The sequence below is a fragment of the Xanthomarina arctica genome, assembly GCF_014638915.1.
In the GTDB taxonomy this organism is placed as follows: Bacteria; Bacteroidota; Bacteroidia; order Flavobacteriales; family Flavobacteriaceae; genus Xanthomarina; species Xanthomarina arctica.
Window position 1 is genome coordinate 720,976 of sequence record NZ_BMFQ01000003.1, and the last position, 13,877, is coordinate 734,852.

Consider the following 13,877-nt stretch of genomic DNA (forward strand, 5'->3'; position numbering starts at 1 on the left):
ATCATTAACACCCTTCTATTCAATAGGGAAGCTAACTTTACTAATTATTAATAAATCTCTGACAACTAATTCTTAAATTGTTGAAAAGATTTATCTTCGGATTGACTCAAGATTAGTATTTTTATAAAAATTTTCAAAAACCATGAATAGACAGGAAGCGTTCTTTAGCCATATTGAAGAAGGGAACACGAACAAAGGTGAATATATTACCTTAGGTTCTGCCATGTTAGATGGTAAAGCTATAAAAAATGCTTTTGTAAACATACCTTTAAAAACCATGAATAGACATGGTTTAATTGCGGGAGCTACTGGAACTGGTAAAACTAAAACATTACAAGTACTTGCCGAAAATTTAAGCGAAAAAGGTATTCCAGTATTACTCATGGATATTAAAGGGGATTTAAGTGGTTTGGCACAACCAAGTCCTGGTCATGAAAAAATAAACGAACGCCATGAACAAATAGGAATTCCTTTTGAAGCCAAAGGATTTCCTGTTGAAATATTAACGCTTTCTGCTCAAAATGGCGTAAGACTTAGAGCGACTATTAGTGAGTTTGGTCCTGTTTTAATTTCAAGAATTTTAGATGTTACTGAAACGCAAGCTGGAATTATTTCCGTAATTTTTAAATATTGCGACGATAACAAGCTACCACTATTAGATTTAAAAGATTTTAAAAAAATACTTCAGTATGCCACTAATGAAGGTAAAGAAGAATTTGAAGAAGCTTATGGCCGAATTTCTACATCTTCCACTGGAGCTATTCTAAGAAAAATTGTAGAAATAGAACAACAAGGTGGGGATATATTCTTTGGTGAAAAATCTTTCGACCCTCAAGATTTATTAAGAATCGATGAAAACGGAAGAGGTTACATAAATATTATAAGGTTAACAGATATTCAAGACAAACCCAAACTGTTTTCTACCTTTATGTTAAGTTTGTTAGCTGAAATCTATTCTACTTTTCCAGAACAAGGAGATTCAGGAAGACCTGAGCTCGTTATGTTTATCGACGAAGCCCATTTAATTTTTAATGAAGCTTCGAAAGCCTTATTAAATCAAATTGAAAGCATTGTAAAATTAATAAGAAGTAAAGGTGTTGGTTTGTATTTTGTAACTCAAAATCCAACAGATGTGCCTGAAGCTGTTTTAAGTCAGTTAGGCTTAAAAATACAACATGCTTTAAGAGCTTTTACAGCAAAAGATAGAAAAGCCATTAAACTTACAGCACAAAATTATCCAGACACAGAATATTATGATACCGCTAGCGTTCTTACTTCTTTGGGTACTGGAGAAGCTCTTGTTTCTGCTTTAAATGAAAAAGGAAGACCAACTCCATTAGCAGCAACGATGATGCGTGCTCCAATGAGTCGCATGGATATTTTAACAGATTCTGAATTAGACAATTTATTAGATAATTCTAAACTTGTAAAAAAATACAACGAAGAGGTTGATAGAGAGAGTGCTTACGAAATGCTGAATGAAAAAATTGAGCAAGCAGAAGCCGAGGAATTAAAAGAAAAAGCACGAAAAGAAAAAGAAGTTATGGAAAAGGCGGTTTCTAAAAGCAGAACCTCTTCTACTAGAAAAAGTAGCGCCATGAACCCAATTGTAAAAGTGCTTACAAGCGCTACTTTTATTAGAAGCGTTTTTGGCATCTTAACTAAGATGATGAAAAAATAAACACCCAAATTAATCTTTAAAATAATTTAAAATTCACCCCTAATTAATATGAAAAAATCTATTTTCAGTTTAGCTATTATAACCCTTTTATTTGTTGCTTGTAAAAAAGAGCAAGACCCATTTCAAATTAGTAAACAAAATATAGGACTGTTAACAGATTCGACGCAAGTAAAAGAATTAAAAGCTGTTTTGGTAAACGATTCTGTTGTAGAAAGACTTCTAGACAAGGAATTTTCCTTTAATAGAACAGATATTGATGTTTTTGATAAAGCAGGAAACAAATTACTTACTTTAACACCAAAAGTACTTGTAGACTCTACTTCTACTATAGAAACAATTAAAATATTGGATTCTAGATTTAAAACGGACAAAGGAATTAGCACTAAAAGCACCTTTGCAGACATAGAAAAAAATTACAAAATTTCGAGTATTCAAAACACCCTTAAAAACATTGTGGTTTTTGTAAACGAAATCAATGCTTTTTTCACTATTGATAAAAGTCAATTACCTGCCGAATTACAATTTGACACAAGCAAAAAAATTGAAGCTGTACAAATACCAGGGAATGCAAAAATTAAATATTTCATGATTGGCTGGTAGATATAGTGGACAGTCACAGTCACAGTCACAGTCACAGTCACAGTCACAGTCACAGTCACAGTCACAGTCACAGTCACAGTCACAGTCACAGTAATAATTAAAACAAATGCAAAAAAACAAGAAATATACCATTCAGAATTCACCATTTATGGTTCCAACAACCGATGGTAAAATAATTAAGGAACATTTTGGAAATGCTACTCAAGGAGATTCTCAAATTAGTATCGCGCACATGGTTGCGCCTGCTGGTTGGAGCGAACCTTTTCAAACTCCAGAATTCGACGAATATACTTTTATTATAAAAGGAAAAAAGCAGTTTATAATAGATGGCGAAGAAATTATATTAGAAGCTGGACAATCTATTAAAATAGAAAAGAACACCAGAGTTCAATATTCCAATCCCTTTACAGAGCCTTGCGAATACCTTGCTATTTGTTTACCAGCTTTTTCTCCGGACCTTGTAAATAGAGAGAGCGAATGAAAACAATCTTGCAAAAATTAATTGGTTTCATTGTAAACATTACAGGATTATTCTTTCCAAAATTAGCTGCTAGAATGGCTTTATTTCTTTTTACAAAACCATTAAAAGGAAAACCAAACGAAAAACAATCCGATTTTTTAGAAACGGCCTTTATTGAAGAGTTAAAATTTAATAACATGCCAATCATGACATATCGTTGGCTTGGAGAAAAGCAGACTATTTTACTGGTTCATGGCTGGGAAAGTAATTCGGCTAGATGGCAAGTATTAATCACCAACTTAAAGAAAAAAGGTTATGGTGTTGTTGCCCTTGACGCTCCTGCACATGGTCGCTCAGGAAGCAATAGGTTTAATGCCATTATGTATTCTGAATTTATAAAAGTAGTTTCAGATCGTTTCCAACCAAGTATTATTATTGGGCATTCGGTTGGCGGGATGGCTTCTGCACTTTTTCAACACACTTACAAAAAGGAGCATATTCAAAAAATGATTTTTTTAGGAGCACCTTCAGAGTTTTCTGATGTTATAAAACGTTATACAGATATGATGAGTTACAGCAAACGAGTATCTAAAAAAATAGATTTAGTCATTAAAGACCGTTTCGGGAAACTTCCAGAAGCATATTCTACTGCTAATTTTCTAGAACATAACACCTCTCAAGGCTTAATAATTCATGATAAAACAGACAGAATTATTCCTTATAATGATGCCCTACTTATTAAAACCAAATACAAAAACAGTACGCTAATTACCACGGAAGGTTTCGGTCATTCTTTAGCTACAGACGAAGTTTCAAATTACATTTACGACTTTATAGACAACTAAAGTTCTATCTTTGCCTTATGGAAGAAAATTTAAAACGTATCAATAAGTTTTTAAGTGAAGCTGGATATTGCTCGCGTCGTGAGGCCGACAAACTTATCGATGCTGGTCGTGTTACAATTAACGGCGAGGTTCCTGAAATGGGGACTAAAATCGGACCTAATGACGAGGTTCATGTAGATGGATCGTTAATAGAAAACACCAAACAAAAATTTGTATATTTAGCATTCAACAAGCCTGTTGGTATTGTTTGTACTACAGATACTCGTGTAGAAAAAGACAATATTATTGACTATATTAAATACCCAAAACGAATTTTCCCTATTGGAAGATTAGACAAGCCAAGTGAGGGTTTAATTCTTTTAACAGACGATGGAGACATTGTAAATAAAATTCTTCGAGCTAGTAACAATCACGAAAAAGAATATATTGTTACAGTAGATAAGCGTATTTCTCAAACATTTCTAGAATATATGTCTAGAGGTATTTATTTAGATGAATTAGAAAAAACTACCAAACCGTGTACGGTAGAAAAACTAGGCTCGAACGAGTTTAGAATTATTTTAACACAAGGATTGAACAGACAAATTCGACGTATGTGCGAATATTTAACCTACGAGGTTGAAACCCTGAAACGTGTTCGAATTATGAATATCAAACTAGATATTCCAGTTGGAGAATACCGAGAATTAACGGCAACTGAATTTAAAGATCTTAACTTGCTATTAGAAGATTCTGATATGCATTACAAAGAATCTAAAAAACCTTCTTCGACTAAGGAACCCAAAAAAACTCATACTTTTAAAAGAAGAAAAGAGTAGAGATTTTTGATTATTCCTTTCATCCATTTTAAAAATTTTTCATCATGATTGGTAGATTCATCACAACTCTGTCCGTTTTTTTTATTGTAAATCTGGTTTCATCACAAAACATTAGTTTAGACACTACTTTTGGCACCGATGGCTACCAATTTGAGTATGGCGTTTTTAGTGGCAATTACATAACCTCTGCCATTTTATTACCTAATAATCAAACGCTAGTTGCCGGCACAAAGAATGCTAGTAACCAATTTTACATTTCTAAATATAATACAGACGGTTCATTTGATACAACATTTGGAACCAATGGATATGGCTCTACAACTATAAGCTCCATTAATAACCAAAAAGAAGCTATTTATAAAATAGCCTTGCAACAGGACGGTAAAATTATTGTTGCTGGACAATCAGATATTGATCCGTCATTATCTGGCTATTATTATAATGCTCTATTAGCTAGATTTAATGCAGATGGTAGTATTGACACATCTTTTGGAGATAATGGTTTTGTAAAAACAGATTTAGGTTCTAATGAAGATTATATTAGCGACATCTACATAACTAGTTCTACTCATATTTATGCAGTTTCTCACAGCACAGAATCTGACTCCGGAAATAATACGGCCCAGGTTTTAAAATATGATGTTAATGGTAATTTAGATACAAACTTTGGCTCTAATGGAATTGAGAATATAGCCTTAGATAATAACATCAATTTAACTTCCATTTTCGTACAAAGTGATGATAGCATCATACTTTCTGGATCTTTAATAGGAGTTACAAATGATAAGGATTTCCTTCTAGCAAAATTGAATAGTAATGGCAGTTTTGACACCTCCTTTGGAACAAATGGACTTGTAATTACAGATTTTGGTTATTTAAATGAATCCATAAACGAATTTGTAATTACAGACACAAAAATTATAGCAGTTGGCACTATTTCGTCCACAGATTTTTTGCCACATATTGGAATAGCAAGCTATAATTTTGATGGTTCATTAGATACTAATTTTAGTACAGATGGTAAGCTTATTGAATCTCCAGACCATTCTAATTACAATACCTGTTTCGGGACAGATATTAATATAATGCCGAATGGTAATTTATTAGTTTCTGGTAATGCGATTGGTAATAATAATTACGACTTATTACTTACAGCATATCACATCAATGGCACTAGAGACAGTAGTTTTGCCACAAATGGTCAGTTTTTACATCAAAATAGTACATTACAAGAATTCTCTAATGATGTCTTAATACAGGCTAATGGAAAAATACTTTCAGTAGGCGTAAAAACATCTTCGGCAAATACCAGTCCACAAACAATGCTTGTCCGATTTAAGGACGCATATACTTTAAATACAGATTCTTTCGAATTAGATTCTCCTTTAGTACTTTACCCAAATCCAACCCGTGATATCGTCTGGATTAGTACAAAAAAAGATATTAAAAAGATTGCGATTTATTCTATTTCGGGTCAAATAATTAAAGAAATAGAAGGTTCAAAGACGTTTTCAACTAGCTTTTTAAACCCTGGCGTATATCTTGTTAAAATTACCAACGAGCATAAAAGTTATTTTTCTAAAATTGTAAAATTATAAACTCAGTAAATCAAAGTTTAGACGCTTTCTACTACCAAATTTTAATTTTGAAATAAGGCAAAACTTTGAATTAAAAGTGCTTTCTTGTTTAAAGAAAACAAACCTTATAAAAACATGTCAAATCTTAGTCCTTTTCACATTGCCATCCCAGTTCATAATTTAAGTGAATGCCGAAATTTTTATCGCGATGTTTTGAACTGTGAAGAAGGCAGAAGTAGCGACCATTGGGTCGATTTTAATTTCTTTGGGCATCAATTGGTTATTCATTATAAACCAAAGTCTGAAGAAGAAGTACACACCAATTCAGTTGATGGAAAATCGGTTCCTGTGCCACATTATGGTGTGGTTTTACCTTGGGATACATTTCAAACCTTTGCTGAAAATTTGAAACAAAAGGATATTGACTTTATTATAGAACCTTATATCCGTTTTGAAGGTTTAGTTGGCGAACAGGTAACCATGTTTTTCTATGATCCTGCTGGAAATGCTTTAGAGTTTAAAGCGTTTAAAGATATGAATCAGTTATTTGCTAAATAGCATATTACTTATAATGCCAGCTGGTTAAGTCTGCACCTTCTGGAGCAGACTCCATAATCCGTTTCATAATTTTTGGCACGTACATACTATTATATCGCAATCTTGAAATATAGTTAGGATTTTCATGATCGCCATTCCAACAATGTTCAGCTCGATCTCCATATGCTACTTCCCCTTCATAATATGGATCTGTTGTACTTTCCAGAAAATCTTCCATTAAATAAACGGCATTATTCAAATAATAATTATCCATATCGCCACAATAAATATGAATTTTACCCTTCAAATCATCTCCTAATTTATCCCAATCACGTTCCAATATATGTCTTAAATCGTAGTTTTCTTTCCAATATGTAGCAACTTCATGATTTATGTCTCCAGAATATTTATCCCAAATAGGCTCAGGATAACCATCTGCTCCTTGAGGCGAATAAGTAGCTTCCCAAATATCGTATTGACCTCCGGATCGAGATTTATTTCCTAGAACTAATTCTAAATGGTTTTCATCTTTTAAAGTTGCACTAATATTGCCTAAATAATCTCTATGCGCTGGAATCTCAACAGTGTTATGATTAGATTTTGCATAATAAGCGTTTTCATCTTCATAGATATTAATTAAACAATAGGCTCTAAAATCTATTGGATCTGGACAAGCTGCAAAACAACCGTTATATTCAGTAGGGTATTTTACTTGAACAGCCAAAGCTTCCCAACCACCTGTTGAGCCCCCATATAAAAATCGTGCCCATCCTTCTCCTTGGCCTCTAAACATCTTTTCTATATATGGAATTAATTCATAAGTTAAAGCATCTCCATAAGGGCCTTGACTTGCAGAGTTTACAGCATAAGAATCGTCGTAATAAGGCGTTGGATGTTGTATTTGAATGATTAAAAATCTTGGATAATCTGGCTCATTCCAACGTTTATAAAAATTGTAGGCTTCTTCTTGTTCTATTATGTTATAACCGTCTACTCCAAAGCGATCTGAATATTCAGATTCTAAATTTGGATCTGGAGGAGAGGTTCTAAATCCGCCAAAATCGCTTGGAAAATGTCCTTGAAAAACCATAAGTGGATATTTGGCTTCGGGATGCTCCTTGAAGCCTTTTGGTAACAATACATGAGCTCCTATATACATATCACGTCCCCAAAATTTTGACAACAATTCCGATTTAATTTTCACATGTTTTATCCACTCTGTATCTTCGGGTTCTATTATTTCAGGAATAATTTGATCCATAACAAGATGGATACTTGGAACCGAATTTTCGGTAATTTTAATTTTAACCGGTTTACTATATAAATTCCCAGGAGACTTGCTCCATTGTTGCCCTTCACCATTATCCATAGGTAGTTTAACCGTTTTTCCCGTAGACAAATTGAAGGTTTCGTAGACATGCAACACAGCTTGTGCATAATATTCACCTGGTTTTACATTGGATAATGATTCGTATGGAAAACCAAAAACGTCATCAGAAAACACAACATCTTGATTAGGTTTTAATGTTTCTACATTTTTTCCAAAAATAGGTTGAGCTTTTAAATCGTAGGCAACTTGAAATCGAGGTTCATCCTCATTATTATCAGCTAAAACAAGAAGTAATCTGCCATCCAGATTATCCAGATTCAGACTGTCAGAATAGGATACAGAAATATGAGACTCTTTAGATGTATCTGATGATTTGGACTGGCAAGCTAGCACAAAAACAGAAAGTAGAATTGCGTATTTCGAAAAAGAATTCATAGGATTGGTTATTTCCGGAAAAGGTAAGAATTTTATGGTAGAAATAAAATCGCTCTTTTTCCGAAAGCCTATTTATGACGTAACTCTCTTGCTAACAACGTGTTTTTTAATAACATGGCAATTGTCATTGGTCCAACGCCACCAGGAACAGGAGTTATAAAACTTGCTTTTTTACTAACGTTTTCAAAATCTACATCGCCAGTAATAACATAACCTTTAGGAGAAGACTCATCTGCAACGCGTGTAATTCCAACATCAATAATAACCACATCGTCTTTTACCATTTCGGCTTTAAGAAAATTAGGAACTCCTAATGCAGAAATAATAATATCTGCTTGAGAGGTAATTTGCGTGATATTTTTTGTGTGGCTATGGGTAATAGTTACTGTAGAGTTTCCTGGAAAACCTTTTCTCCCCATGAGGATACTCATAGGACGACCAACTATATGAGAACGACCAATAACTACGGTATGTTTTCCTTTTGTTTCGACATTATATCTATCCAATAATTCTAGGATTCCAAAAGGAGTTGCAGGAATAAAGGTTGACATATCTAGTGCCATTTTCCCAAAGTTCATTGGATGGAATCCATCGACATCCTTATCTGGATCGACAGCCATTAAAACTTTTTGGGTATCTATTTGCTTAGGAAGCGGTAATTGAATAATAAACCCATCGATCTCGTCATTTAAATTCAATTCTTCAATTTTATCTAAAAGCTCAATTTCGCTAGTTGTATTAGACATACGAATCATAGTAGATTCGAAACCAACACGCTCGCAGGCCTTAACTTTACTAGCTACATAAGTTAAACTCGCGCCATCGTTACCAACAATAATAGCCGCTAAATGAGGCACTTTTTCTCCTTTAGCTTTCATTTTTTTTACTTCTTCAGTAATTTCATTTTTAATGTCGTTACTTACTTTCTTTCCGTCGAGTAAAATCATAGTTATTAGTTTTCAGTCGCAGTCGCAGTTTTCAGCGCTTACTCTTGTGTTAGTTTTCAGTCGCAGGTTTTAGTAAAAACACTTAATCTTTTTATAAGAAACTAAGCTAATCTTCTTTTACTCCAAATTTTCCTGGATTGTTTATCATGTAATTTATTAATTTACCAACTTCAATTCCTTTGTTTGATAAATCTATATGTTGTTTATTAGAAATATATTTACAGGCAAGAGCAAAATCTAACCATGTATGTGTTTCAGAATTTTCACCGTCAGCATCTGTTAACTTACTAATAAAATGCTTTGGATATTTTCTTTTCCTGTAAGCTTCAGCTAAGTTAGCATTTACGGAACGTGAACTTCTTCTAATTTGATCTGTCAGAGAATAAGTTTCTTCTTTTGGAAATGATTTTGAAATCTCAAAAACAGACATAGCCAAATCAAATGCTTTTTGGTATGCTATTAATTTTTTAAAATCCATCCTATTTTATTATTCTAAATTTTAATTGGATAAAAACTGAAAACTGGGACTGAGACTGAAAACTATTTCATTCCCTTCATTGCTTGCATCATAGCTTTCCCTTTTCCACCTTGCATCATTTTCATCATTTTACTCATTTGGTCGAACTGCTTCAATAATTGATTCACTTCTTGAACTGATGTTCCAGAACCACTACCAATACGTTTTTTTCTACTAGAGTTTATAACAGATGGATTTGTTCTCTCTAAAGGTGTCATAGAATGAATGATAGCTTCAATACCTTTAAAAGCATCGTCGTCTATATCTATGTCTTTCATCATTTTTCCAGCTCCAGGAATCATTCCGATAAGGTCTTTCATGTTCCCCATCTTTTTTATTTGCTGAATCTGCTTTAAAAAATCATCAAAACCAAATTGGTTCTTGGCAATTTTCTTTTGAAGTTTTCTTGCTTCTACCTCGTCGTATTGCTCTTGAGCTCTTTCAACAAGAGACACAACATCTCCCATTCCAAGAATTCTATCTGCCATACGCGATGGATAGAACACATCAATCGCTTCCATTTTTTCTCCAGTACCAATAAACTTAATTGGTTTATTAACTACAGATTTAATAGAAATAGCGGCTCCACCTCGAGTATCACCATCTAATTTGGTAAGAATAACCCCATCAAAATTTAAGACATCGTTAAAGGCTTTTGCCGTATTAACTGCATCTTGACCAGTCATGGAATCCACAACAAATAATGTTTCCTGTGGCTCGATGGCTTTATGAATGTTCGAGATTTCGGTCATCATGGCCTCATCTACAGCCAAACGTCCAGCTGTATCAATAATTACCACATTAAATCCATTGGCTTTCGCATAAGCTACACCAGCTTTAGCAATAGCAACCGGATCTGTATTTCCTTTATCGCTAAAAACCTCTACTTTTATTTGCTCTCCAACTACATGTAATTGGTCTATCGCCGCAGGACGATACACATCACAAGCAACTAATAAAGGTTTTTTTGTTTTTTTTGTTTTAAGAAAATTTGCAAGTTTCCCAGAAAAGGTTGTTTTACCAGAACCTTGCAAACCAGACATTAATATAATACTTGGATTAGCAGACAAATTAAGTCCTTCTGCATCTCCACCCATTAATTCGGTTAATTCGTCTTTAACGATTTTAACCATTAATTGTCCTGGCTGTAATGTTGTTAGTACATTTTGTCCAAGTGCTTTTTCTTTTACACGAACGGTAAAATCTTTAGCAATTTTAAAGTTAACATCGGCATCTAAAAGCGCTCTACGCACTTCTTTCAAGGTTTCGGCTACGTTTACTTCTGTAATACTTCCGTGACCTTTTAATACGTGTAAGGCTTTATCTAACTTTTCACTTAAATTATTAAACATACTTCTTCTGAATTTTAAAGATGCAAATTTAAGGATTTGATTGCTATTAATAAAGAGTTGACCTTATTTTAATTATCAGATTTTCGTCTTATTTAAAATTGCTTCAAATTTAATCCTTAATACGGTCAAAATTGAGGAGAAAATTTAAACCAAAACTTTAATGTTTGCATAGGAATTTTCCATAGCCGTTACAATTTGATCTTGATTTAACCAAGCTACTTTTGTAATGCCTTCATCTTGCTGAGGTTCTAGTTTTCCAGTATATGCTGTTTTCATCTCAAACCAGTGGGTAACTTTAATTTTATTCCTCCCATTTCGTTTAAAAATATGATAGGTCGTTTCAAGAGGTTTGACTATTTCAAGACCTTGAACACCTGTTTCTTCTTCAACTTCTCTAAGAGCAGTATCTTCTATAGTCTCTTTTTTTTCGGCTTTCCCTTTAGGTAAATCCCATTTATCATTTCTATAAATAAATAAAATTTCACCTTTTTCGTTGAAAGCTTTTCCGCCACCAGCAATAACATTAGGTAGCTTTTTTAAGAATTTCTTTAAAAGCTTATCTTCCTTTTTATGAATTAACCGAACCTCTTTTAAAGAGGTATGGTTAAGCTCCCGAATAACTTTATTAAGGTTAACAGATTTTAAGGAATAGTTTTTAAATCCATCTTCCTTTTCAACTATAGTAGTTAAAATTATGGGCTTATCGTTTACAAAAACTTTCTGCATAAAGTGTTTTAAGGCAGTTATGAAATGTAAAAATAAAAATTTTTTATTCATAACAATAGATTTCATAGGTAATTATAAATACAAATTCAAATTATAATTTTAATTAAAAAAGTGTAATTTTGCTCCTATGATTTTCAACAAAGATACCGCAAGAAAAACCGCAGAAGTTTTATTGCAAATTAATGCTATTAAATTAAGTCCACAAGAGCCTTTTACCTGGGCGTCAGGGTGGAAATCTCCAATATATTGTGATAATAGAATTATATTATCCTACCCTACTATTCGAAATTATGTTCGTGAAACCATGGCGAAACAAATTGAGAAACATTATGGTAAACCAGATGTTATAGCAGGTGTAGCTACTGGTGCTATTGGTATTGGTATGTTGGTAGCAGAATATTTAGGTGTTCCTTTTATATATGTGCGTCCTGAGGCTAAATCTCATGGAAGACAAAATCAAATTGAAGGGCATGCTGAAGGCGGACAAAATGTGGTTGTTATTGAAGATTTAATTAGCACAGGTAATAGCAGTTTGAATGCTGTTAAAGCTTTGAAAGCAGCTAATTTAAATGTAAAAGGTATGGTTGCCATCTTTTCTTATGGCTTCGATATTGCTGTTAAAAATTTCGAATCTGAAAATATTACCCTTCACACCTTAAGTAATTACGAAAGCTTATTAGAACAAGCTTTAGAAACCAATTATATAACTCAAAAAGAAATAAAAACATTATCAGATTGGAACGCCAATCCTAGTGAGTGGAATGGCCATTGAGTTTAAAAATGTAAAGGCGTGAAGCGCTTAAGATGTCGAGACAAAATAGTAGATTTTATTGAAACCCAACAAATAAATAGCTTCACGGCATAGAACTAAACAATAATAAGATGAATTTAGAATCAACAACAGTTACAGTAGAGAAATCTGCAGAAGAAGTCTTTAATTTTTTATCTGATATAAAAAACTTTGAAAAATTAATGCCTGAAAACATTAGTAAATTTGAAGTTTTAAACGATGAGAAGTTTTTATTCGCTTTAAAAGGGATGCCGGAAATTGTACTTAAGAAAAAAGAATTAATCTCTCCTAATAAAGTAGTTTTAGGTGCCGCTGGTGGAAAATTAGACTTTTCTTTAACAGGAAATATTACGGAACTTGAGGCTGGCAAAAGCGAAGTGCAATTACTTTTCGATGGCGAATTTAATTCCATGATGGCGATGATGATAAAAGGTCCTATCTCTAAATTTATTGAAACCTTAGCATGTAATATCCCATCTTCTATTTAATATAGCAGACTTATTTCTTTTAAATCGAATTCTTTAATAATATCATCTTCCAGCAAGACTTGAAGATTACCAGAATTTGAAACTGATTTTATAAAACCAGAAAACATAGAACCTTCAGCATCTTTAAATGTTGAAGGTTTATCTTTTCTAAACAATAAAGTTTCATAAAGATTTTTTATTTCTTGAAACCTTCCGGCTTTTAAAAGTTTAAAATAATAGGTAATTTCTTTAATTATCATAATCATAACTTCATCCAAATTAAAAACTTGGCCCGAAATTAACCTTAAGGAAGTTGCTTTTGGCAAATTAGAAAAATCTGTTTGATTTATATTTAGCCCTATTCCTATAATGGAATCTTTTAAATGTGTGTGTTTTATGACATTTTCAATTAAAACACCACAGACCTTCATGTCTTCTGACAAAATGTCGTTAGGCCATTTAATACGTAATTTAGGGATAGAAAAATATTCTAAAGACTTAATTATAGCCAAAGAAGTTACCATACTAATATAAAAACTTTTATCGGCATGAAGCCAAGAAACGTCCTTTAAAACACTAAACATAAGGTTTTTAGAGTCTTCAGAAACCCAAGTAGTTCCCATTTGTCCTCTTCCCTTAGTTTGATAATTAGTAACAACTATCGTATTGTCCACTAAGGACTCCTCAACACTTAATTGTTTTAAATAACTATTTGTCGAATCGATGGCATTAAGTTTGATTATACGCATATTAATTGGTTATATTCGTACTGTAAAATCTTATGAAAATTTTAGA

The 13,877-nt window shown here is 32.9% G+C and carries 15 protein-coding genes; 9 read left to right on the forward strand and 6 right to left on the reverse strand.

The window, feature by feature from the left end; genetic code table 11:
* Positions 1-142 precede the first annotated feature (142 nt).
* The 7 genes from IEV77_RS14400 to IEV77_RS14430 all read left to right on the forward strand — a co-directional run bounded on the left by IEV77_RS14400 (position 143) and on the right by IEV77_RS14430 (position 6,539).
* Positions 143-1,681 (forward strand): helicase HerA-like domain-containing protein, encoded by a 1,539-nt coding sequence (locus IEV77_RS14400; RefSeq protein WP_188466019.1) that lies wholly within the window; start codon positions 143-145, stop codon positions 1,679-1,681.
* A 48-nt stretch (positions 1,682-1,729) separates the two neighbouring features.
* On the forward strand, positions 1,730-2,281 hold the full coding sequence (locus IEV77_RS14405; protein WP_188466021.1) for a hypothetical protein: 552 nt from the start codon (positions 1,730-1,732) through the stop codon (positions 2,279-2,281).
* A 106-nt stretch (positions 2,282-2,387) separates the two neighbouring features.
* Positions 2,388-2,762, forward strand: coding sequence for a cupin domain-containing protein (locus IEV77_RS14410; RefSeq protein WP_188466023.1), 375 nt, complete (start codon positions 2,388-2,390; stop codon positions 2,760-2,762).
* A complete protein-coding gene (locus IEV77_RS14415; protein ID WP_188466025.1) occupies positions 2,759-3,586 on the forward strand; it encodes an alpha/beta hydrolase in 828 nt (275 codons plus the stop codon). Before IEV77_RS14410 ends, IEV77_RS14415 begins: the two co-directional genes overlap by 4 nt.
* A 17-nt stretch (positions 3,587-3,603) precedes the next feature.
* On the forward strand, positions 3,604-4,404 hold the full coding sequence (locus tag IEV77_RS14420; RefSeq protein ID WP_188466027.1) for a pseudouridine synthase: 801 nt from the start codon (positions 3,604-3,606) through the stop codon (positions 4,402-4,404).
* A 44-nt stretch (positions 4,405-4,448) separates the two neighbouring features.
* Positions 4,449-6,002, forward strand: coding sequence for a T9SS type A sorting domain-containing protein (locus tag IEV77_RS14425; RefSeq protein ID WP_188466028.1), 1,554 nt, complete (start codon positions 4,449-4,451; stop codon positions 6,000-6,002).
* A 114-nt stretch (positions 6,003-6,116) separates the two neighbouring features.
* On the forward strand, positions 6,117-6,539 hold the full coding sequence (locus tag IEV77_RS14430; protein ID WP_188466030.1) for a VOC family protein: 423 nt from the start codon (positions 6,117-6,119) through the stop codon (positions 6,537-6,539).
* A 4-nt stretch (positions 6,540-6,543) separates the two neighbouring features.
* Here IEV77_RS14430 and IEV77_RS14435 read toward each other — a convergent pair whose 3' ends face one another.
* The 5 genes from IEV77_RS14435 to IEV77_RS14455 form a co-directional block, all read right to left on the reverse strand.
* Positions 6,544-8,283 (reverse strand): alpha/beta hydrolase-fold protein, encoded by a 1,740-nt coding sequence (locus tag IEV77_RS14435; RefSeq protein WP_188466032.1) that lies wholly within the window; start codon positions 8,281-8,283, stop codon positions 6,544-6,546.
* A gap of 68 nt (positions 8,284-8,351) precedes the next feature.
* Complete coding sequence (locus IEV77_RS14440) at positions 8,352-9,230, reverse strand: bifunctional 5,10-methylenetetrahydrofolate dehydrogenase/5,10-methenyltetrahydrofolate cyclohydrolase (protein ID WP_188466034.1); 879 nt, start codon at positions 9,228-9,230, stop codon at positions 8,352-8,354.
* Between the two features lie 106 nt (positions 9,231-9,336).
* The gene (locus IEV77_RS14445; protein ID WP_188466036.1) at positions 9,337-9,708 is read right to left on the reverse strand and encodes a four helix bundle protein; all 372 of its coding nucleotides are present in this window, start codon (positions 9,706-9,708) and stop codon (positions 9,337-9,339) included.
* Between the two features lie 62 nt (positions 9,709-9,770).
* Complete coding sequence (gene ffh / locus IEV77_RS14450; RefSeq protein WP_188466038.1) at positions 9,771-11,099, reverse strand: signal recognition particle protein; 1,329 nt, start codon at positions 11,097-11,099, stop codon at positions 9,771-9,773.
* Between the two features lie 144 nt (positions 11,100-11,243).
* Complete coding sequence (locus IEV77_RS14455) at positions 11,244-11,825, reverse strand: NUDIX hydrolase (protein ID WP_188466040.1); 582 nt, start codon at positions 11,823-11,825, stop codon at positions 11,244-11,246.
* 127 nt (positions 11,826-11,952) lie between these two features.
* On the opposite strand from IEV77_RS14455, the gene pyrE reads away from it, so the two are divergent.
* Entirely contained in the window at positions 11,953-12,597 is a 645-nt protein-coding gene (pyrE, locus tag IEV77_RS14460) for an orotate phosphoribosyltransferase (protein ID WP_188466042.1), read from the forward strand.
* Positions 12,598-12,707: 110 nt separating this feature from the next.
* On the forward strand, positions 12,708-13,103 hold the full coding sequence (locus tag IEV77_RS14465; protein ID WP_188466044.1) for an SRPBCC family protein: 396 nt from the start codon (positions 12,708-12,710) through the stop codon (positions 13,101-13,103).
* Here IEV77_RS14465 and IEV77_RS14470 read toward each other — a convergent pair.
* The gene (locus IEV77_RS14470; RefSeq protein ID WP_188466046.1) at positions 13,100-13,831 is read right to left on the reverse strand and encodes a biotin--[acetyl-CoA-carboxylase] ligase; all 732 of its coding nucleotides are present in this window, start codon (positions 13,829-13,831) and stop codon (positions 13,100-13,102) included. The genes IEV77_RS14465 and IEV77_RS14470 overlap by 4 nt on opposite strands.
* Positions 13,832-13,877 lie beyond the last annotated feature (46 nt).

What these genes read in the sequence shown, in the direction of transcription:
- IEV77_RS14410 (WP_188466023.1), top strand. Translation starts at nt 2,388, where the DNA reads ATGCAAAAAAACAAGAAATATACCATTCAGAATTCACCATTTATGGTT.
- IEV77_RS14435 (WP_188466032.1), bottom strand. Translation starts at nt 8,283, where the DNA reads ATGAATTCTTTTTCGAAATACGCAATTCTACTTTCTGTTTTTGTGCTA.
- IEV77_RS14400 (WP_188466019.1), top strand. Translation starts at nt 143, where the DNA reads ATGAATAGACAGGAAGCGTTCTTTAGCCATATTGAAGAAGGGAACACG.
- IEV77_RS14430 (WP_188466030.1), top strand. Translation starts at nt 6,117, where the DNA reads ATGTCAAATCTTAGTCCTTTTCACATTGCCATCCCAGTTCATAATTTA.
- IEV77_RS14465 (WP_188466044.1), top strand. Translation starts at nt 12,708, where the DNA reads ATGAATTTAGAATCAACAACAGTTACAGTAGAGAAATCTGCAGAAGAA.
- IEV77_RS14445 (WP_188466036.1), bottom strand. Translation starts at nt 9,708, where the DNA reads ATGGATTTTAAAAAATTAATAGCATACCAAAAAGCATTTGATTTGGCT.
- IEV77_RS14420 (WP_188466027.1), top strand. Translation starts at nt 3,604, where the DNA reads ATGGAAGAAAATTTAAAACGTATCAATAAGTTTTTAAGTGAAGCTGGA.
- IEV77_RS14470 (WP_188466046.1), bottom strand. Translation starts at nt 13,831, where the DNA reads ATGCGTATAATCAAACTTAATGCCATCGATTCGACAAATAGTTATTTA.
- IEV77_RS14415 (WP_188466025.1), top strand. Translation starts at nt 2,759, where the DNA reads ATGAAAACAATCTTGCAAAAATTAATTGGTTTCATTGTAAACATTACA.
- IEV77_RS14405 (WP_188466021.1), top strand. Translation starts at nt 1,730, where the DNA reads ATGAAAAAATCTATTTTCAGTTTAGCTATTATAACCCTTTTATTTGTT.
- ffh (WP_188466038.1), bottom strand. Translation starts at nt 11,099, where the DNA reads ATGTTTAATAATTTAAGTGAAAAGTTAGATAAAGCCTTACACGTATTA.
- pyrE (WP_188466042.1), top strand. Translation starts at nt 11,953, where the DNA reads ATGATTTTCAACAAAGATACCGCAAGAAAAACCGCAGAAGTTTTATTG.
- IEV77_RS14440 (WP_188466034.1), bottom strand. Translation starts at nt 9,230, where the DNA reads ATGATTTTACTCGACGGAAAGAAAGTAAGTAACGACATTAAAAATGAA.
- IEV77_RS14425 (WP_188466028.1), top strand. Translation starts at nt 4,449, where the DNA reads ATGATTGGTAGATTCATCACAACTCTGTCCGTTTTTTTTATTGTAAAT.
- IEV77_RS14455 (WP_188466040.1), bottom strand. Translation starts at nt 11,825, where the DNA reads ATGCAGAAAGTTTTTGTAAACGATAAGCCCATAATTTTAACTACTATA.